Source organism: Streptomyces sp. NPDC046887 (assembly GCF_040644755.1).
Taxonomy (GTDB): domain Bacteria; phylum Actinomycetota; class Actinomycetes; order Streptomycetales; family Streptomycetaceae; genus Streptomyces; species Streptomyces lichenis.
In genome coordinates this window covers 117568-136348 of sequence record NZ_JBEYXH010000002.1, presented here as the reverse complement: position 1 = coordinate 136348, position 18781 = coordinate 117568, and the positions used below count along the sequence as shown (strand labels likewise).

Below are 18781 nucleotides of genomic sequence, written 5' to 3'. Positions count from 1 at the left end.
CATCCGACCCGCATCCGGTCCGTATCCGACGCCGTGACGAGAGGCAGAGTGTTGACGACCCTCCCCCCGGTTCCGCGTGCCCGCCGGGCCGCGCTGACCGTGGCCCTGTGCGCGGGGCTCACGGCGGTCCTCACCGCGTGCGGCGGGGCGGAGCCGCCGCCGCCGGATCCGGACGCGGGCACCAACGGGGTGGCCAAGCTGACCGCTGCCAAAATCGAGGCCAAGGCGCGGAACGCGGTGCGCGGCGCCGAGGCGGTGCGGCTGGCCGGGAACCTGGTCAGCAAGGGCGGCACCTACCGGCTGAACATGCGGCTCAAGGGCGCCGGGGCGGCCGGCTCGGTGGTGAACGGCAACACCACCTTCGAGCTGCTGCGGGTCGGCGACGTCCTCTACCTCAAGGCGGACGCGGAGTTCTGGACGCATGCCGAGGAGGCGTCGAACGCGCCCACCGAGGCCGACCGGCAGGCGGCGAAGAAGCTCGGCGGCAAGTTCGTGAAGGTGCCCGAGGACGACCCGTCCTACAAGCAGCTGCGCGGCTTCACCGAGATGAACACCCTGCTGGGCGGGTTGCTGGTGCTCCATGGCGAGCTGCACAAGGGCGAGCGCGACAGCATCGGGGGGATCCGCACCATCAAGGTCGCCGGCGGGCCCGGCGGGGAGGGCGGCACCCTCGATGTCTCGCTGGAGGGCACGCCGTACCCGCTGAAGTTCGAGCGCGGCGGGGACGCCGGGGTGGTGGTGCTGTCCGACTGGAACGAGGACTTCGCGCTCCAGGAGCCGTCCAAGGACCAGTCCGTCGACTACGGCCCCCAGCTGCCGCGCGCGGGCGGCTGACGGCCGGTCACCCCGGGCCGTCCGGCCTACGCCCGCTTAGCGCGGCGGCCCCGCAGCAGCAGCCGGGGCAGCGCGGGCGGTACCGGGTGCCGGGTGGTGGCCGGGGTCGGCAGCGGTACGGCGGCCAGTGAGCCGTCCGGCAGTTCGGTGGAGGCGGTACGCGGGGCCAGCCGCAGCACCCGGCACTCCCGCGCCCACCGCTCGGTCATCGTCTCCGCGTCCGGGGCGTTGAGCCGCTTGCCCTTCAGCTCGGCGACCGCCGCCTCCCAGGCCTCCGAGCCGGGCGCCAGCTCGCTCACCTCGGCGCTCCAGCCGACCACTCGGCCGCCCTTGTCCTTGCTGCGCACCGTGACCTCGGCCACCGAGCCGTCGGCCAGACCCGGCAGTGGCTGCTCACCCGGCCCGTCGCCGACCACATGGGCGGCGCCCTCGTGCCAGACGTGCCAGAGCGCCCGGGCGGGACCGGTGCCGCGCACCCAGACCAGGCCGGACTTCTTGGTGGCCTCCTCGGCCAGCGCCCGGTCGAGCATCTCAGGGGAGACCGTCGGCGAATCCGTCATGCAGGGAGCCTATCCAAGGGTCTGCCAGCCGCTCAGAGCCAGCCGTTGCGCTTCAGGGTGCGGTGGATGGCCAGGCAGACGCCGATGATGCCGACCAGCACCATCGGGTAGCCGTAGCGCCAGTGCAGCTCCGGCATATGGTCGAAGTTCATCCCGTAGACCCCGCAGACCGCCGTCGGGACGGCCACGATCGCCGCCCAGGAGGTGATCTTGCGCATGTCCTCGTTCTGCGCGACGGTCGCCTGCGCCAGGTTGGCCTGGAGGATCGAGTTCAGCAGCTCGTCGAAGCCCACGACCTGCTCCTGCACCCGGGCCAGGTGGTCGGCGACATCCCGGAAGTACTTCTGGATGTCCGGGTCCACCAGCCGCATCGGCCGCTCGCTCAGCAGCTGCATAGGCCGCAGCAGCGGGGTGACCGCGCGCTTGAACTCCAGCATCTCGCGCTTCATCTGGTAGATCCGCCCGGTGTCCGTGCCGCGGGTGCTGCCCTTGGCAGGCGGCGAGAACACATCGATCTCGATCTGGTCGATATCGGTCTGGACGGCGTCGGCCACCAGGATGTAGCCGTCCACCACATGGTCGGCGATGGCGTGCAGCACGGCCGAGGGGCCCTTGGCCAGCAGCTCCGGGTCGCCCTCCATCCGGTGGCGCAGATTGCGCAGCGAGCCCTGGCCGCCGTGCCGGACGGTGATCACGAAGTCCTGGCCGGTGAAGCACATCACCTCGCCGGTCTCCACGACCTCGCTGGTCGCGGTCAGCTCGGCGTGCTCCACATAGTGGATCGTCTTGAAGACGGTGAAGAGCGTGTCGTCGTACCGCTCCAGCTTGGGGCGCTGGTGGGCGTGGACGGCGTCCTCCACGGCCAGCGGGTGCAGTCCGAACTCGGCCGCGATCCCGGCGAACTCCTTCTCGGTCGGCTCGTGCAGCCCGATCCAGGCGAACCCGCCGCCGTCGCGCACCTGGCGCATCGCCTCGCGCGGGGTGAGGCAGGCGTCGGACTGCTGCTCCTGCCGCCGCCCGTCACGGTAGACGGCGCAGTCCACCACGGCGGTGGAGGCCGAGGGGTCGCGGGTGGGGTCGTAGGAGTTGTACCCGTTGTACGGGCCTTGGCTGCTCTTGCGCAGGGAGGGGCGTACGACTGCACGCAGGTCGCGGATCATCGACATGGACGGGCTCCTTCACGAAAGGGGCCGTCGGCGGTGCGTGGCACAGCCCGGAATGGGGGCGTCCTCGATGCCGTACGCGCGGGTGGAGCTCGGGGTCGTGCGTGCGCGTCGTACGGGCTGACGTCCGCAAAGCGGGCGGCACCGCGGGCTCGCGGTGACGGCGTTCGCTACAGACAGGCAAAACCGGACGGTGGTGTGCAGACCGGTGCGTCGCTCTTCCGCTGAGTGCGCCGTGGGCCCGGGTGTACGGCCGAGGCCGTGCGGGCCGATGCGGGCCGGTGCCCTGGGGCCGTACGTCGCTGTACGGTTCCGGGCGGGCCGTGCGTCGGCCGGGTGGGCGCGTCGGCACGGAAGGTGCCGACGGGTCACGGCTCGTGTTCCCCGGGCGCCGGGAGGGATTCCCCGGTGTGTCCGGGGTCTCGGTCTCGGGAAGGCGCGATCAGAAGGAGCGGAGCCGGGCCACTGGGGCGGAAGAGCTGCCGGTACTGCACGATCGACTTCGATCCATCGCAGCCCCACCTCCTCCGGCCGGTCCCCCGTGAGGGACGGTTTCCGTCGGGACCGGAGGGCGTGCTCGGCATGCCGTCCCGACCAGACCGCCAGGGTAGCAGCCGATCAAGGCCCAAACCCGTTGCCTGCCCATTCCTTACGCGCTTTATGCTCGCCGCATGGCAGAAGTTTTGGATCTGGTCGAGGCCCGGCTGCGCACCGCCCTCGGCGAACCGGACGCCCGGGCCTCGGTCACCTTTCTCGGCACCGACCGGATCGAGGTGCTCCGCTTCACCGCGGTCGACACCGACGCCGACGGCGGTGGCAGCGGCGGCGGGCTGGTGCGCTACGCCACCCTCGGGATGTCCGCCCAGCCGATGGCCGAACCGACCGCCGTCCTCGCCGACCCCGTCAAGGGCCCGCGCGCCGAGCTGCTGCTGACGGTACGCGCCGGGCGCGCCGACACCGACCAGGTGCTCCGGCCTCTCGCCGTACTCGCGGCCTCCCCGCAGGTCGAGGGCGTGGTCGTGGCCCCCGGCGCCTCCCTGGACACCGGCGCCCCGCTCTGGCCGGACGCCCCCTTCACCTCCGTCCTGGTCGCCGAGCCCGGCGGGCTGGTCGAGGACCTGGAGCTGGCCGACCCGATGGACCCGGTCCGCTTCCTCCCGCTGCTCCCGATGACCCCCAACGAGGCCGCCTGGAAGCGGGTGCACGGGGCGGGCGCGTTGCAGGAGCGGTGGCTGACGGGGGGTACGGATCTGCGGGATCCGGGGCGGGTGTCGGTACGGCTGGACTGAGGCCTACGTTTGCGGCGGCTCGGGCCGGAGAGCATCCAGCAGATCGCGGGCGCAGGACCGGATGCCTTCGTCGGGGTCGTGGGCGGCGCGGTCGGCGAGCAGGTCGAAAGCCTCGGGGGCGTCCGGCCGGCCGAGGGCGGCATAGCGCAGCGCGGGGCGTCGGACCTCGGGCGAGGAGTCCCCGACGGCCATGGCGGCGAGCACCGCCCACGCCTCCGGCTCGTCCTGGAACCTGAAGTGCAGCGCGGACAGGACGGCCGCGCGCACAGCGGGAGAGGCGTCGCCACGGGCGTAGGGCAGCAGGTGGCCCAGTGTGACGTCGTCGAGTTCGCCGAATGCCCGTACCGCCGCAGCGCGTACGGAGGCGTCGTCGTGTGCGACGTGGTCGAGCAGGGTCCCGCGTGCCTTGCCGCTCCAGGATCGGGCAAGGGGGCCGCGGTGTACGGGGTACCGCAGGAACCTCACGGCATGGGCGCGCACTCGGGGATCCTCGTCGTGGACGACCAGTCGCAGCAGCACCTCGGCGTCGGCGGAATCGAAACGCAGTGCTTGCGCGAGGAACCCGACGGCGACGGCTCGGACGTCCGGGTCGTCCTCCTTGACAGCGCGTTCGCGCAGCAGCTGACCGCGCACCTTGGACAGGGGCTGCTCGGCGGGTAGCGGGCTGCGCCCCAGGTGGTACAGCTCGGTGAGAGCGCTGCGCCGCAGGTCGGCGGAGTCGGCGTGCCGAGCGTGCCGAACGAGCAGGCCGAACGCGTCGGGTGCCTGCTCGGCCACCCCCGCCAGCGCCGCCATCGCCACCTCCTCGGTCTCCTCCTCCCGCGCCCGTGCGCGCAGGAACACATCGATGTCGGCCCGGTAGGGGTTGTTGCGGAGTAGCGGGGTGAGCAGGCGCAGGGCGGCCGTGCGCACCTCGGGGCGCGGGTCAGCGACGGCCCGCCACCGGACGAGGTCGAGGGCGTCCTCGACGGGGGACTCCGGAATGGACTCCTCGGCCAGCAGGTTCAGTGCGAGCGAGCTGATCTCCTGATCGTCGCCCTCATCGGTGGCCAGCCGCCGGGCCAGCTCCAGGGTCTGCTCGGTGCACTTCCCGTGCGACGGGCGAAAGAGTGCCCGCAGGGCCGCCGAGCGGAGGCGACGGGTGTGCTCCGGGCCGGTCAGTGCGGCGACGACGGGCTCAGCGCTCTGGCCGGGTGCGAGCATCAGCGACACGCAGAGGCCCGCCACCGCTTCCCCGACACCGTCCGGGGACGCGTTTCCGCTGTCGGCCAGCCGGTGCTGCCCTTCCCCCACATACCAGTCGAGCAGCGGCCGCAGGCCGGGCCAGTCCGGACCCAGAACCCTCAACGCGGCCCCGGTCCGAGCCAGCGTGCCGCCGGTCGGGAACCAGACACGCTCGATGTGCCGGTGCACCTCGACCGTACGGACCAGCAGGGTGACCAGGCCACGGGTCTGCGCCTCCATCAGCCCCGGCCTGCGCACCTCCGCCAGGCACTCTGCGGCGAACAGGATCTCTGTGAAGCTGCTGTCGTCCCCGGCCGCCGCCCGCTCCCCGAACGGCCGCGCCCTCAGCACCCGGTCGATCGCCCGCCCGGCGAACCGCTCGTCCAGCAGCCCGGTGAGCAGCAGCAGGATCTCGTGCCAGGCCGGCTCCTGCCAGTGCCTGACGAAGAGCCCGTACAACTCCTCCTCGCTGAGGCTGCGTTCGCTCTGGAAGCGGTGGGCGAGATCGGTGGCCGCCAGATACTCCAGAAAGGTCCGGTGGACGAAGCCGTACACCTCCCCGCCGAACCGGCTGAGGATGAAGTTGCGGTACCGGAACTGGTCCACCATGATCCGCGCGGCCGTCGCCGCCCGGTCGGCGGAGAGCGCGTACCGGTGGCTCAGGTACCCCTCGAACGCGTCGATCAGGTCCGGGCGCGCGATGTGGTTGCCCGCGATTCCGCCCTCGCCCTCCTGCATCCGCCGTGCCACCAGCCGCAGCAGCTCCAGCTTGTCCTCCGTACCGAGGTAGGGCAGGTGCTCCTCGACCCGGCGGTCCTTCAGGAACTTGTCCAGGTCCCAGTGCTCGACCAGCACCGCCACCGCGTGCTCGTACACCGTTTTGCGGTCGCGGGGGAGTTCGCGGCGGCGGCCGATGATGGCCAGGATGGTGAGGATCAGCGGATTGCCCGCGAGCGAGCGCACGGAGGCGGAACCGTCCACCGCCGTCAGCACGCGCTGCTCCAGCCGCCGGGCACCCGCCTGGTCGTCCGGGCAGGCCAGGGCGAACCACCGCCGGGTGAAGGTCTCGATCTGCTGCCGATCGAGGTCCTGGAGCAGGAAGTCGGCGAAGCCCGCCCCGTCCAGCACCGCCCGCTGGTAGCCGACGCGGCGGGAGGTGACGATGATCCGGGCCGACGGGTACTTCGCGGCGAAGCCGGCGATCCGGCGGGCGACCGCGTCCCGTACGCCGGGCTCGAACAGCTCGTCCAGTCCGTCGAAGACCACCAGTACCGGGCGCGGACCGCTTCCGGCCAGGCACCCGGCCAGCATCCGGGGCGGGAGCCCCAGGCCCTCGTCCTCGTGGAGATGGCCGAGGAAGTCCTCGAAGGTGCGGTCCCGCCAGGCGGCTTCGGCGTAGACGCGCAGTTCCACGACGAGCGGCAGCCGGCCGTGCAGCGCGTCCAGACCCGCCACCGGCCCGCCGTCCGCCGTGAGGGCCAGCGCCAGATAGCGGGCCAGGGTGGACTTGCCCGCGCCCGGGTCGCCCAGCACCACGATCCGCTCGTGCTCCGGATCGGCCACCACGTCCAGGACGGGTCGGGCCGGGCGCTGGTCGTACGCCTGGCGCACCCGCTCGACGACTTCCCGATCGACTCCGGGGGGCAGCGCCAGCCCGTCAGCCGCCGCACCCGCGTCCAGCAGCCGCTGGAGCAGTTCCCGCGGCAGCTCCACCGGGGGCGGGTCGGCGCGCACCGACTGCGGTACGAAGACCTCCCGCAGCCCCACCACCGGGTGCTCGCCCTGCTCGTTGAGCGGCGTCAGCACCTCCAGGTCCAGTCGCCCGTACCGCTCCCGGAGGCGTTTGGCGTACGCGGTGCAGGCGGCTTCGTAGTCGTCATCGGTCGGGTCCGCGGCCCGCTGCTCGGGCAGGACGACCGTCCCGATGCTGCTCAGCTGGTACAGATCACGCCCGACGTGAGCGTAGGAGGCGTCCTGACCGGACGGCTTCCGCCGCCATCGCCCGAACCATCCCTTCACGGCGCCCCCGTACCGTCCCCGCCGATGCGGGCCGAACCGCCCACCCCGTCCACCTGGTTGATGCCGCCCCCGGCCCGGGCGCCCCGGGCCGACTGGCCACCACCGGTGGGTGGCGGCGGGTCGGTGGCCCCGGTCGGGGGCGGAGGCACGGCAGAGGGTGATCCGCCGATGGTCAGGTCACCCTGCACCCCCCGCACCTGGTTGATAGAACCCCCGGCCGTCGCCCCGTCCGCCGACTGCCCGCCTCCGTCGGAGGAGTCGCCGGCCCGCAAGCCGTACACCGCCAGGCCCGACCCCAGGAGGAAGCTGCCCACTCCGCCCCACTTGTCCGCCCGGTCCAGCCCCTGGAACACGAAGAAGACCACCAGGCCCGCGAGGACGAGCACCGCCCCCGCCCCGATCAGCCACCGCCGCCGCCGTTCCGTCATCCGTCCATCTTCACCGGAACGCGACGGCGCGGGGGCGCCCTTCGAGAGAAAGGGCGCCCCCGCGCAACCAGCCTGACCCAGGACTCAGTTGGCGAAGACCGCCACCGAGTCCTCCACCGCGTGCTGCGGCTGGAGCTCCTCGGCCTCGTGGCTGAGCGCCCGGCGGCGGACCCAGACGATGCCCGCGCCGACCAGGGCGGCCGCGCCCGCGACGACGAAGGGGATGTGGACGTTCGTCCACTCCTCGATCTTCGGGGCGAGGAAGGGGGCCGCGGCCGCGGCGAACCAGCGGACGAAGTTGTAGCCCGCGCTGGCCACCGGGCGCGGGGCGTCCGAGACGCCGAGGGCCAGTTCGGTGAAGACGGTGTTGTTCACGCCGATGAACGCGCCGGACAGGATGGTGCAGACGATCGCGGTGGTGTGGCTGCCGTAGCCGAGGACCACCACATCCGCGGCGAGCAGCACCAGCGAGCCGCCCAGCACCTTCAGCGAGCCGAAGCGCTCCTGGAGCCGGGGCGCGACCAGTACGGAGAAGACTGCGAGCAGCACGCCCCAGGCGAAGAAGACCGCGCCGGACTTGTACGGGGTCATGTCCAGCACGAACGGGGTGAACGCCAGCACCGTGAAGAACGCGTAGTTGTAGAAGAACGCGGAGGCGGCGGCCGAGGCCAGCCCGCCGTGACCGAGCGCCTTGAGCGGGTCGGTCAGCGAGGTCTTCCGGGCGGGCCTGGGCTGCTCCTTCAGGAAGACGGTGATGCAGAGGAAGCCGATCGCCATCAGCGCGGCGGTGCCGAAGAACGGATAGCGCCAGCTGGCGTCCCCTAGCAGGGCGCCGAGCAGCGGGCCGCAGGCCATACCGAGGCCGAGCGCCGACTCGTAGAGCAGAATCGCCGCCGCGCTGCCGCCGGCCGCCGCGCCCACGATCACGGCGAGCGAGGTGGAGACGAAGAGTGCGTTGCCGAGGCCCCAGCCGGCCCGGAAGCCCACCAGTTCGCCGACCGAGCCGGAGGTGCCGGACAGCGCGGCGAAAACGATCACCAGAGCGAGGCCGGCCAGCAGGGTCTTCTTGCCGCCGATGCGGCTGGAGACGAAGCCGGTGACCAGCATCGCCACGGCGGTGATCAGGAAGTAGGAGGTGAAGAGCAGGGAGACCTGGCTGGGGTTGGCGTGCAGCCCCTGGGCGATGGACGGCAGGATCGGGTCGACCAGGCCGATGCCCATGAAGGCGACGACGGAGGCCCCGGCGGTGGCCCAGACGGCCTTGGGCTGGCGCAGGATGCTGCCGGCCCCCTCGTCGAGCGGGTCCGTCCCGGCCGGCCGTTCCGCTGTGGACGGTTCCTTTCCGCGCATGCCTGGCTCCTTCTCAGCCTCGCGAGATGTAAGTGCTATATACACATATTAAGTTAGGCAGGCTAATGAATGCAAGTGCCATCCATGTGAGGGGGGCGGGAGCTTTCGTCCTCCCCGATCGGGTGATCGTCCTTGACGAGCCGACGCCCGGGGAGGACCGTGGAACGCTATGAGGGGCGAACCCAGTTGCCCGAAGTGCGGAGGCCGGGTCCGGACGCCCGGTCTCTTCTCCGACGCGTGGCAGTGCGAGGCGCACGGCGCCGTCCATCCGCTGCAACCGGTGATCCCACCCAGCGTCGAGGCGCTCGGCGTGGCCACCCACCGCGCCAAGGTCCCGGTCTGGATGCCCTGGCCGCTGCCGGTCGGCTGGCTGTTCACCGGGGTGGCCTACGCCGGCGACGACCGCAGCGGAGGCCGCGCCACCGTGGTCGCCTGCTCCGGCCCCGCCCCGCTCGGCGGGGTGGGCGAGCTGCTGCTGGTCGCCGAGGAGCTGGGCGTCGGCCTGGGCGCCCGGTACGCGGGGGTGGAGGGCCCCGACCCCGCCCCGTACATGCGGATCGACAACCGCCCGCACGCCAAGGTGCTCGCGGCCGGGCGCCCCACCCCGCTGTGGAACGTCATGGGCGCCCCCGAGGACCGGGCCGTCTTCGCCGGCGAGGCGTGCGGGCTGTGGCTCTGGGCCATCGTCTGGCCGGAGAAGTCCGGGATGCTGCTCTACGACGAACTGGTCCTCACCGATCTGCGCGAGGCCGGCGCCGAGATGGAGCTGCTGCCCTGCGGGGCGCTCACCCCCAAGCTGCTGGCCTGAGCCGGCGACTGGGAAGATCGGGGAGCCGGGGCCGTTATCCTTGAGCGTCCCCCCGTCCGTCCCGAGCCCCCGTCCGGAGTCCGCCCGTGCGCATCGACCTGCACACCCACTCCACGGCCTCCGACGGTACGGACACCCCCGCCGAGCTGGTCCGCAAGGCCGCGGCCGCCGGGCTGGACGCGGTCGCGCTGACCGACCACGACACCACCCGCGGGCACGCCGAGGCGATCGGCGCCCTCCCGGCCGGACTCACCCTGGTCACCGGCGCCGAGCTGTCCTGCCGACTCGACGGCATCAGCCTGCACATGCTGGCCTACCTCTTCGACCCCGACGAGCCCGAGCTGCTGCGCGAGCGCGAGCTGGTGCGCGACGACCGGGTGCCCCGCGCCCAGGCCATGGTCGGCAAACTGCGGGAGCTGGGCGTCCCGGTCACCTGGGAGCGGGTCGCCGCCATCGCGGCCGACGGCTCCGTGGGCCGCCCGCACATCGCGGAAGCCCTGGTGGAGCTCGGCCTGGTCGCCACCGTCTCCGACGCCTTCACGCCCGAGTGGCTCGCCGACGGCGGCCGGGTCTACGCCCCCCGGCACGAGCTGGACCCCTTCACCGCGGTACGGCTGATCAAGGGCGCCGGCGGGGTCGCCGTACTGGCCCACCCGGCCGCCGCCAAGCGCGGCCGCACCGTCTCCGAGTCCGTCGTCGCCGAGCTGGCCGCCTGCGGACTGGACGGCGTCGAGGTGGACCACATGGACCACGACGGACCCGCCCGTGAGCGGCTGCGCGCCCTCGCCGCCGACCACGGACTGCTGACCACCGGCTCCAGCGACTACCACGGCAGCCGCAAGACCTGCCGGCTCGGTGAGTACACCACCGACCCGGAGATCTACGGGGAGATCACCCGCCGGGCCACCGGCGCCTTCCCCGTCCCGGGCGCGGGCGGACCGCGGGACCCCGCCCGACGGGACGGTCCGCGGGTCGTCCGGTCTCCGGACGGCCGCCAGGGCTGAGCAGCCGCTTCGGCCCCGGCGCCCCTGCTCAGGGGTCGCCTCCGCTGGGGGGCTGTCTCCGGGGCCGTTTCCGCCCGGGGATCGTCTCCGGGGTCGCTTCCGCGCGGAGGCTGTCGCCGGGACCGCCTCCGCTTGGGGATCGTCTCCGGGGCCGCCTCAGACTGGGGCCCGCTTGCGAGGCGGCCTCCGACTGGGGCCCGTCTCCGGGGTGGCCTACGCTCGGGGCCCGTCTCCGGGGCCGCTTCCGACGGGGCCGCCGGAGCGCCTCCGAGTGGGGGCCGCCGCCGGGGCCGCCGCGCCGCCTCCTCCCGTACTCCTTCCTCCGTCACGCGCCCTGCGTCCCTCGCACGGCCGCTCCCCGCCGCCCCGGCCGCCCGGCACGGCGGCACTCCCGCACGTACACCCCTCACCGCAAGGCCTACCGTGTTCGACCTCGCCGTCTTCGGCTCCCTCTTCCTGACCCTCTTCGTCATCATGGACCCGCCGGGGATCACCCCGATCTTCCTGGCCCTCACCTCCGGGCGGCCCGCCAAGGTGCAGCGCCGGATGGCCTGGCAGGCCGTCGCCGTCGCCTTCGGTGTGATCACCGTCTTCGGCATCCTCGGCCAGCAGATCCTGGCGTATCTGCATGTCTCCGTCCCCGCCCTGATGATCGCCGGCGGGCTGCTCCTGCTGCTCATCGCGCTCGACCTGCTCACCGGGAAGACCGACGAGCCCCAGCAGACCAAGGACGTCAACGTGGCCCTGGTACCGTTGGGCATGCCGCTGCTGGCCGGGCCCGGTGCGATCGTCTCGGTCATCCTCGCCGTGCAGCACGCCAAGGGCGTCGAGGACCAGATCGCGGTCTGGGCCGCCATCGCCGCCATGCACGGGGTGCTCTGGCTGACCATGCGCTACTCGCTGGTGATCATCCGGGTCATCAAGGACGGCGGTGTGGTGCTGGTGACCCGGCTCGCCGGGATGATGCTCTCCGCCATCGCCGTACAGCAGATCATCAACGGCGTCACCCAGGTGATCCAGGGCGCCTGAGCCCTGTTCCCTACCGGGCCGCGCACAGCACTGCGCCCCCGTACGGATTCTCCCGGGGTCCGGGGGAGTCCATGCGGGGGCGCGGTGGTCCGTACTCCGACCGCCTGTCGGCTGTGCTTCCTTTGCCGGCTGTCTGCCTTCAAGGCGGGCGGTGGGTGCCGGTTACGAGGCGGAGGCCTCGGCCGGACGGATCCAGATGCGCTGACCGATCGCGGCAGCCTGCTGCACGATGGTGTTGACGGAGGCGGCGTCCACGACGGTGCTGTCGACGGGGGTGCCGTCGATGTCGTCCAGTCGCAGGATTTCGAAGCGCATGGGGCTTCTCCCTTCGTCGATGAGTTGATCCTCCAGTGGAGAACATGTGCGCCGCGCCACGACCGCGGATGCGGCTGTGGCGCTGTGCGTATGAGTGCCAACGCGGTGCACCCTGCAAACATTCCCTACGCTAAATAAAACTTTCGAGCGGCTAAGGACCGCCCCGGGAGGACCGCCCCGGGAGGACGGCCGCAGGGCCGCCGTCGGTCCTCCGGTATCGGTCTTCCGGCATCGGTCCTCCGGCGTCGGCGAGTGGCGGACAATGAGTCCGGTATGAACGACGACACCTTCGACGCGCGCGTCCACAGTCCCGGCGTCCACAGTCCCGGACCTCCCCGGCAGGCCCCCGGCGGCGGTGACGGGCGGGCCGCCGAGCTCGGCGCCCGCCTGGAGCGCACGCTGGAGCACACCAATGAGCTCCTGCGGCGGATGCTCGCCGAGGTGGCCAAGACCCCCTCGACCCATGCCATCTTCGTCGACGCGGGTTACGTCCATGCTGCGGCCGGGTTGCTGTGCGTCGGCACCGAGGACCGGCGCGCCTTCGACCTGGACGCCGAGGGGCTGATCGACGCCTTCATCGACAAGGCCCGCACGATCTTCGCCGACAGCAGGCTGCTGCGCGTCTACTGGTACGACGGTGCCCGCCGCCGTATCCACACCCCCGAGCAGCAGGCGATCGCCGAACTCCCGGACGTCAAGGTCCGCCTGGGCAACCTCAACGCCAGCAACCAGCAGAAGGGCGTCGACTCCCTGATCCGCTCCGATCTGGAGTCCCTGGCCCGCCACCGGGCCATCAGCGATGCCGCGCTGGTCGGCGGGGACGAGGACCTGGTCTCCGCCGTGGAGGCCGCCCAGGGCTACGGCGCCCGGGTCCACCTCTGGGGCATCGAGGCGGCCGAGGGCCGCAACCAGGCCGAGGCCCTGCTCTGGGAGGTGGACAGCAGCCGCACCTTCGAGCTGGACTTCTGCCGCCCGTATGTCACCCGGCGGCCGGTGACGACCTACGAGAACGAGGGCGAGCCGCCGCCCTCCCGTGACGAGGTCCGCTTCGTCGGCCAGCGGATCGCCGCCACCTGGTACGGCGAACGCGGCTCTGCCTTCCTCGCCGAACTCCTCCCGGGCCACCCCTATCTGCCGGGGCCCGTCGACCAGGACCTGCTGATCGAGGCCGAGCGGCTGATCGGCCGGTCGCTGCGCGGTCACGCGGTGCTGCGCCGCTCGCTGCGGGACGGCTTCTGGGACCATCTGCGGTCCCGGCTCTGAACCGCCCGCCGCGGTGAGCCCGCCGCGGTCATCGGGTGCGCGGGTCAGGCGCCCGGCCCCTGGTGGGCGGCCCAGAACTCTGCCACGGCCGCCGCGGTCTCCATCGGGCGGTCGGTGTTGGGGGAGTGCTCCGCGCCCGCGATCCGCGTCCGGTGGGCGCCGAGCCGCACGGCCATCTCGTCGAGCAGCGGCACCGGCCAGACCTCGTCCCGTACGCCGGACAGCACATGCACCGGCAGCCGGTCGCCCAGTGCCGCCAGCTCGTCCACCCGGTCCGGTTCCACCGCCAGCTGCCGACCGGTCACCCGGAGCTGGACGGGGCTGTTCCGCAGCCAGCGGCGGCGCAGGTCCTCCCGGTTGCCGACCGCCTCCTCCGCCTCCTCCGGCGGGTCCATGGCGCGGATCGCCTCCCACACCTGGGCCATGTCCATCACGGTGAGCGCGTCGCTCAGCAGCTTCACCTTGTCGCGCTGGTCCGCCGCGACCTGCGCCGGACCGGAGGACATCAGGGTGAGGGTGCGGAACGGGGCCGGGTCGAGCAGTACGGCGGCCCGGGAGACCAGCCCGCCGAGCGAGTGGCCGAGCAGCTGCACCCGCCCGGCGCCGAGCGCCTCCACCTGGGCCAGCAGATCGCGGGCCAGCTCCTGGAGCGCGTACGCGGACTCCTCGTCCGGCCCCTCGCTCTCGTACTGCCCGCGCCCGTCCACCGCGACGGCCCGCCAGCCGGCCTCGGCCAGCGGCGGGAGCATGGCGATGAAGTCCTCCTTGGACCCGGTGTACCCGGGCACCAGCAGCGCGGTGCCCCTGGCCTTCTCGGGGCCGCCGGGCGGGGCCGCGTCGAGCACGGCGAAGGTGCCGCGGGCGGTACGCAGGGAGTGGGACCGGGTGCCGGGCGGCGGGGCGAACGTGGGCGGGCGACTCATGGGAAGAGGCTAACGGGACGCCCCGCGCCGGGAGGGCAGCGGCTGCGGTCGCCCGGGAACGTCGGTACGGAAGCGGCGGCCGCTGACGCCGACGGCCCCGCCCCACCCCCGGAGGGGCGGTGACGGGGCCGTCGGATGCCGAACGGCGTGCGATCAGCCGACGGGCTGCTCGGGCTGCGCGGCGACCGCCTTCTTGCGGGTGCGGCGCGGCTTCGCCTCGACCGGCGCCTCGACGGCCTCCGGGGCCGGCTCGACGGCGGCCTTCTTGCGCGTACGGCGGGGCTTGGCTTCCGTCTCCGCCGGGGTCTCGGTGACCGGGGCCACGGGCTCCGCGACGGCCTTCTTGCGGGTGCGGCGGGGCTTGGCCTCAACCTCGACCTCGGTGGCTTCCGGGGTCGGCTCGACGGCGGCCTTCTTGCGGGTCCGGCGCGGCTTGGCCTCGGTCTCGACCGGGGTCTCGGTGACCGGGGCCACGGCTTCCGCGACGACCTTCTTGCGGGTGCGGCGGGGCTTGGCCTCGGCCTCGGCCGGGGCTGCCTCCGCGATGGGCTCGACGGCGGCGACGGCCTTCTTACGGGTCCGGCGGGGCTTGGCCTCGGTCTCGACCGGGGTCTCGGTGACCGGGGCCGCGGGCTCCGCGACGACCTCCGCGACGGCCTTCTTGCGGGTGCGGCGCGGCTTGGCCTCGGCCTCGGCCGGGGCTGCCTCGGCGATGGGCTCGACGGCGGCGACGGCCTTCTTACGGGTCCGGCGCGGCTTGGCCGGGGCCGTGGGCTCCTCGGCGGCGACCGGCTCGGGCACCGTGACCGGCTCCACGACAGCCACCGGCTCCGCGACCGCGACCGGCTGGGCCTCGGCGGCCTGGGCCGGGATCGCCACCGTGGCCGTGGCCGTAGCGGTGGCGGCGGCCGACGGGGCGTTGGACCGGGTACGGCGACGGCGGCGCGGGGTGCGCGGCGCGGCGGAACCGTCCTCGGTGGGGACCGCCGGGGTGACCGGGGTGACCGGGGTGACCGGAGCGGTCGTGGCCGGGGCCGCCGTCTCCGCCACCGGGGCGGAGCCGACCGCCTCGCCGCCGCGGGTGCGGCGGCGCCGGCGCGGAGTACGCGTACGGGCGGGACGCTCCTCGGTGCGCTCCGACGGGCGGCCCGACCGGCCCGACCCGTCCGAGGACCGGGATCCGTCCGAGGTACGGGATCCGTCCGAGGTACGGGATCCGTCCGAGGTACGGGATCCGTCCGAGGTACGGGAGGAGGAGCGCGCCGGACGGCCACCGCGGCCACCGCGGCCACCGGTCTCGCCCAGGTCCTCCAGCTGCTCCGCGTCCAGGCCGGCCCGGGTGCGCTCGGCACGCGGCAGTATGCCCTTGGTGCCCTCGGCGATGTCCAGGTCGGAGTAGAGGTGCGGGGAGGTGGAGTACGTCTCCGGCGGGTCGTTGAAGCCCAGCTCCAGCGCCTTGTTGATCAGCTGCCAGCGCGGGATGTCGTCCCAGTCGACCAGGGTGATCGCGGTGCCGCTGGCGCCCGCGCGGCCGGTGCGGCCCACCCGGTGCAGATAGGTCTTCTCGTCCTCGGGGGACTGGTAGTTGATGACGTGCGTGACGCCCTCGACATCGATACCGCGGGCGGCGACGTCGGTGCAGACCAGGACGTCCACCTTGCCGTTGCGGAAGGCGCGCAGCGCCTGCTCGCGGGCGCCCTGGCCGAGGTCGCCGTGGACCGCGCCGGAGGCGAATCCGCGCCGCTCCAGCTGCTCGGCGATGTCCGCGGCCGTCCGCTTGGTCCGGCAGAAGATCATCGCCAGTCCGCGGCCCTCGGCCTGCAGGATGCGGGCGACCATCTCCGGCTTGTCCATGGAGTGGGCGCGGTAGACGTGCTGGGTGATGTTGGCGACGGTCGCGCCCGTATCGTCCGGCGCGGTGGCGCGGATGTGGGTCGGCTGCGACATGTAGCGGCGGGCCAGGCCGATCACCGCGCCCGGCATGGTCGCCGAGAACAGCATGGTCTGCCGGCGCGGCGGCAGCATGTTGATGATCCTCTCGACGTCCGGCAGGAAGCCGAGGTCGAGCATCTCGTCGGCCTCGTCGAGCACGAGCGCCTTGACGTGGGAGAGGTCCAGCTTGCGCTGGCCGGCCAGGTCGAGCAGCCGGCCCGGGGTGCCGACGACCACGTCGACGCCCTTGTTCAGCGCCTCGACCTGGGGCTCGTACGCCCGGCCGCCGTAGATGGCCAGGACGCGCACATTGCGCACCTTGCCGGCGGTGAGCAGGTCGTTGGTGACCTGGGTGCACAGCTCGCGGGTCGGGACGACCACCAGCGCCTGCGGGGCGTCGGTGAGCTGCTCGGGGCGGGCGCGGCCGGCCTCGACGTCGGCGGGGACGGTGACGCGCTCCAGGAGCGGCAGTCCGAAGCCGAGCGTCTTGCCGGTGCCGGTCTTGGCCTGGCCGATGACGTCGGAGCCGGAGAGCGCGACCGGGAGGGTCATCTCCTGGATGGGGAAGGGGTTGATGATGCCGACGGCTTCGAGGGCCTCGGCCGTCTCGGAAAGGATTCCGAGCTCTCGGAAAGTCGTAGTCAGGGTGCTGCCTCTTCTGTGAGACGCGGCATGAGGCGAACGCTGGGGGTCTTACCGTGCTGAACCGTGCCGGTCACGTCCGGTCGCGGCCCGTGTCCGGGCCGCAGCCCGTACGAGCCCTTACGAGACCGCTACGTGGCGCGGGACCACTGCCGTCGCTCTAGCGTCATACCGCTGAGGGTCCCCTCGCATGCGGCGCTGACGCGCGCACGGAGGGCTGTCGGGTCGGAGCCGATCGGGCCACCGACCGGGCATCCTCATTCATGAGACGGCCCGCCGAGTACATACGGAAACCACTGCATGCTCAGCAGGCGCATTACCACTGTACCCCGGAATGGCGCAGGCGTGTTGTGCCAATTCACAAGGAGGTGGAGGTCACAGTGGACGACCGGGGCCATCCGGGGCAGGACGGGCGGGCTATTGTGCGCTCCATGGAGACGCCAGACCCCGCCAACACCCCCGCTGACGACGCTTCCTCCGCCGATTCCGCCGCCTCTCTGAGAGAGCAGCCGGCGGAGCGGCCCACCGGGCAGCCGGCCGAGCAGCCGACCGGGATCGCCGCCCTCGATTGGGCCGCTGCCTCCGCCGAGCCCCAGTACCGCGCCGCCGTGGTGGATCTGCTGGGTGCGCTGGCGTACGGGGAGCTGGCGGCCTTCGAGCGGCTCGCCGAGGACGCCAAGCTGGCGCCGAGCCTGGCGGACAAGGCGGAACTGGCCAAGATGGCGTCGGCCGAGTTCCACCACTTCGAGCGGCTGCGGGACCGGCTGACCGCGATCGACGCCGAGCCGACCGGTGCGATGGAGCCGTTCGCCAAGGCGCTGGACGAGTTCCACCGGCAGACGGCACCCTCGGACTGGCTGGAGGGCCTGGTCAAGGCGTACGTCGGCGACTCGATCGCCAGCGACTTCTACCGCGAGGTGGCGGTCCGGCTGGACTCCGACACCCGCGCCCTGGTCGTCGCGGTGCTGGACGACACCGGCCACGGCAACTTCGCGGTGGAGAAGGTGCGGGCCGCGATCGAGGCCGATCCCCGGGTCGGCGGGCGGCTGGCCCTGTGGGCGCGCCGGCTGATGGGCGAGGCCCTCTCCCAGGCGCAGCGGGTGGTGGCGGACCGGGACGCGCTCTCCACCATGCTGGTCGGCGGGGTCGCGGACGGCTTCGACCTGGCGGCGGTCGGCGAGATGTTCTCCCGTATCACCAAGGCGCACACCAAGCGCATGGCGGCGCTGGGCCTCGCCTCCTGAGCCCCTACGGCTCTCCGCGGCGGCTCAGCTCTGGGTCGCCGCTGATCGGCGCATACGGCGGGTGGTCGGGCGGAGCAGCAGGGACAGGACGACCGCCGCGACCGCGACGGCGCCGATGAGGGTGCCCGGCGCGTTCCCCGGGCCGAGCGCGGCGTGTGTCACCAGGGCGCCGAACAGGGCTCCGAGCGTGCCCGAGGCCAGCACCACGCGGCGTGCGGGGAGCCGGTCCGGGAGACGGTGGGCGGCTGCCCAGGACAGTGCCAGCCCGAGCATGACGGAGCCGAGAGCTTCCCAGAACACTGCGGATCACCTCGCGGTCGGCGGGGCGGGCAAAACGGTCATGGCCGTACTACCCGATGCACCGGAAACGCAATCATCAGCCCGGAGTTCAAAGGCTCGTTTGTCGATACGTCGACAGGGCGGAAGGTCCGGGGGCCCGGAAAACGGCGGAGGCCCGGCGGACCAGCCGCCGGGCCTCTCGTCGTACCACCGCTCAGAGCGTGCCGAAGCCCACCCGTCGCGCCGTCGGCTCGCCGATCTCCACATAGGCGATCCGCTCCGACGGCACCAGCACCTTGCGGCCCTTGTCGTCCGTCAGGCTCAGCAGCTGCGTCTTCCCGGCCAGCGACTGGGCCACCAGCTGCTCCACCTCCTCGGCGGACTGCCCGCTCTCCAGAACGATCTCCCGGGGTGCGTGCTGCACGCCGATCTTGACCTCCACGGCTATGTCCCTCCGAACGGTCAGCGTTGCGCG

General features: G+C 72.8%; 17 protein-coding genes. 7 read left to right on the top strand and 10 right to left on the bottom strand.

What is annotated here, in order from left to right; genetic code table 11:
* Window positions 1–51 precede the first annotated feature (51 nt).
* Window positions 52–834, top strand: coding sequence for a hypothetical protein (locus ABZ945_RS03645; RefSeq protein ID WP_361263253.1), 783 nt, complete (start codon window positions 52–54; stop codon window positions 832–834).
* 26 nt (window positions 835–860) lie between these two features.
* Here ABZ945_RS03645 and ABZ945_RS03640 read toward each other — a convergent pair whose 3' ends face one another.
* On the bottom strand, window positions 861–1394 hold the full coding sequence (locus ABZ945_RS03640; RefSeq protein ID WP_361263250.1) for a hypothetical protein: 534 nt from the start codon (window positions 1392–1394) through the stop codon (window positions 861–863).
* Between the two features lie 32 nt (window positions 1395–1426).
* Complete coding sequence (locus ABZ945_RS03635) at window positions 1427–2560, bottom strand: magnesium and cobalt transport protein CorA (RefSeq protein ID WP_361263247.1); 1134 nt, start codon at window positions 2558–2560, stop codon at window positions 1427–1429.
* A gap of 668 nt (window positions 2561–3228) precedes the next feature.
* Here ABZ945_RS03635 and ABZ945_RS03630 point away from each other — a divergent pair.
* Window positions 3229–3846 (top strand): suppressor of fused domain protein, encoded by a 618-nt coding sequence (locus ABZ945_RS03630; RefSeq protein ID WP_361263244.1) that lies wholly within the window; start codon window positions 3229–3231, stop codon window positions 3844–3846.
* Between the two features lie 3 nt (window positions 3847–3849).
* Here the strand turns inward: ABZ945_RS03630 and ABZ945_RS03625 are convergent, their stop codons facing one another.
* The 3 genes from ABZ945_RS03625 to ABZ945_RS03615 all read right to left on the bottom strand — a co-directional run bounded on the left by ABZ945_RS03625 (window position 3850) and on the right by ABZ945_RS03615 (window position 8867).
* Window positions 3850–7089, bottom strand: coding sequence for a HEAT repeat domain-containing protein (locus tag ABZ945_RS03625; RefSeq protein WP_361263242.1), 3240 nt, complete (start codon window positions 7087–7089; stop codon window positions 3850–3852).
* Window positions 7086–7517 carry a hypothetical protein gene (locus ABZ945_RS03620; RefSeq protein WP_361263239.1) on the bottom strand — a complete coding sequence of 144 codons (432 nt, stop codon included), beginning with the start codon at window positions 7515–7517 and terminating at the stop codon, window positions 7086–7088. The genes ABZ945_RS03625 and ABZ945_RS03620 overlap by 4 nt, the downstream gene beginning before the upstream one ends.
* A gap of 84 nt (window positions 7518–7601) precedes the next feature.
* Window positions 7602–8867, bottom strand: a complete 1266-nt coding sequence (locus tag ABZ945_RS03615) for an MFS transporter (RefSeq protein WP_361263236.1) — start codon at window positions 8865–8867, stop codon at window positions 7602–7604.
* Between the two features lie 169 nt (window positions 8868–9036).
* Here ABZ945_RS03615 and ABZ945_RS03610 point away from each other — a divergent pair, with 169 nt between their 5' ends.
* The 3 genes from ABZ945_RS03610 to ABZ945_RS03600 all read left to right on the top strand — a co-directional run bounded on the left by ABZ945_RS03610 (window position 9037) and on the right by ABZ945_RS03600 (window position 11708).
* Window positions 9037–9675: a DUF6758 family protein gene (locus ABZ945_RS03610; protein WP_361263233.1), complete on the top strand. Its 639-nt coding sequence runs from the start codon at window positions 9037–9039 to the stop codon at window positions 9673–9675.
* Between the two features lie 86 nt (window positions 9676–9761).
* The gene (locus ABZ945_RS03605; protein WP_361263230.1) at window positions 9762–10679 is read left to right on the top strand and encodes a PHP domain-containing protein; all 918 of its coding nucleotides are present in this window, start codon (window positions 9762–9764) and stop codon (window positions 10677–10679) included.
* A gap of 423 nt (window positions 10680–11102) precedes the next feature.
* The gene (locus tag ABZ945_RS03600; RefSeq protein ID WP_361263227.1) at window positions 11103–11708 is read left to right on the top strand and encodes a MarC family protein; all 606 of its coding nucleotides are present in this window, start codon (window positions 11103–11105) and stop codon (window positions 11706–11708) included.
* A gap of 162 nt (window positions 11709–11870) precedes the next feature.
* Here the strand turns inward: ABZ945_RS03600 and ABZ945_RS03595 are convergent, their stop codons facing one another.
* Entirely contained in the window at window positions 11871–12023 is a 153-nt protein-coding gene (locus tag ABZ945_RS03595) for a hypothetical protein (protein ID WP_248635688.1), read from the bottom strand.
* 429 nt (window positions 12024–12452) lie between these two features.
* On the opposite strand from ABZ945_RS03595, the gene ABZ945_RS03590 reads away from it, so the two are divergent.
* The gene (locus ABZ945_RS03590) at window positions 12453–13286 is read left to right on the top strand and encodes an NYN domain-containing protein (RefSeq protein ID WP_361263839.1); all 834 of its coding nucleotides are present in this window, start codon (window positions 12453–12455) and stop codon (window positions 13284–13286) included.
* Window positions 13287–13330: 44 nt separating this feature from the next.
* Here ABZ945_RS03590 and ABZ945_RS03585 read toward each other — a convergent pair whose 3' ends face one another.
* Window positions 13331–14209: an alpha/beta hydrolase gene (locus ABZ945_RS03585; RefSeq protein WP_361263223.1), complete on the bottom strand. Its 879-nt coding sequence runs from the start codon at window positions 14207–14209 to the stop codon at window positions 13331–13333.
* Between the two features lie 153 nt (window positions 14210–14362).
* Window positions 14363–16693: a DEAD/DEAH box helicase gene (locus ABZ945_RS03580; protein ID WP_361263220.1), complete on the bottom strand. Its 2331-nt coding sequence runs from the start codon at window positions 16691–16693 to the stop codon at window positions 14363–14365.
* Window positions 16694–17205: 512 nt separating this feature from the next.
* On the opposite strand from ABZ945_RS03580, the gene ABZ945_RS03575 reads away from it, so the two are divergent.
* Window positions 17206–18027: a ferritin-like fold-containing protein gene (locus ABZ945_RS03575; protein WP_361263217.1), complete on the top strand. Its 822-nt coding sequence runs from the start codon at window positions 17206–17208 to the stop codon at window positions 18025–18027.
* 24 nt (window positions 18028–18051) lie between these two features.
* Here the strand turns inward: ABZ945_RS03575 and ABZ945_RS03570 are convergent, their stop codons facing one another.
* Window positions 18052–18327: a hypothetical protein gene (locus ABZ945_RS03570; protein ID WP_361263214.1), complete on the bottom strand. Its 276-nt coding sequence runs from the start codon at window positions 18325–18327 to the stop codon at window positions 18052–18054.
* Between the two features lie 193 nt (window positions 18328–18520).
* The gene (locus ABZ945_RS03565; protein WP_361263211.1) at window positions 18521–18748 is read right to left on the bottom strand and encodes a DUF3107 domain-containing protein; all 228 of its coding nucleotides are present in this window, start codon (window positions 18746–18748) and stop codon (window positions 18521–18523) included.
* Window positions 18749–18781: the final 33 nt, after the last annotated feature.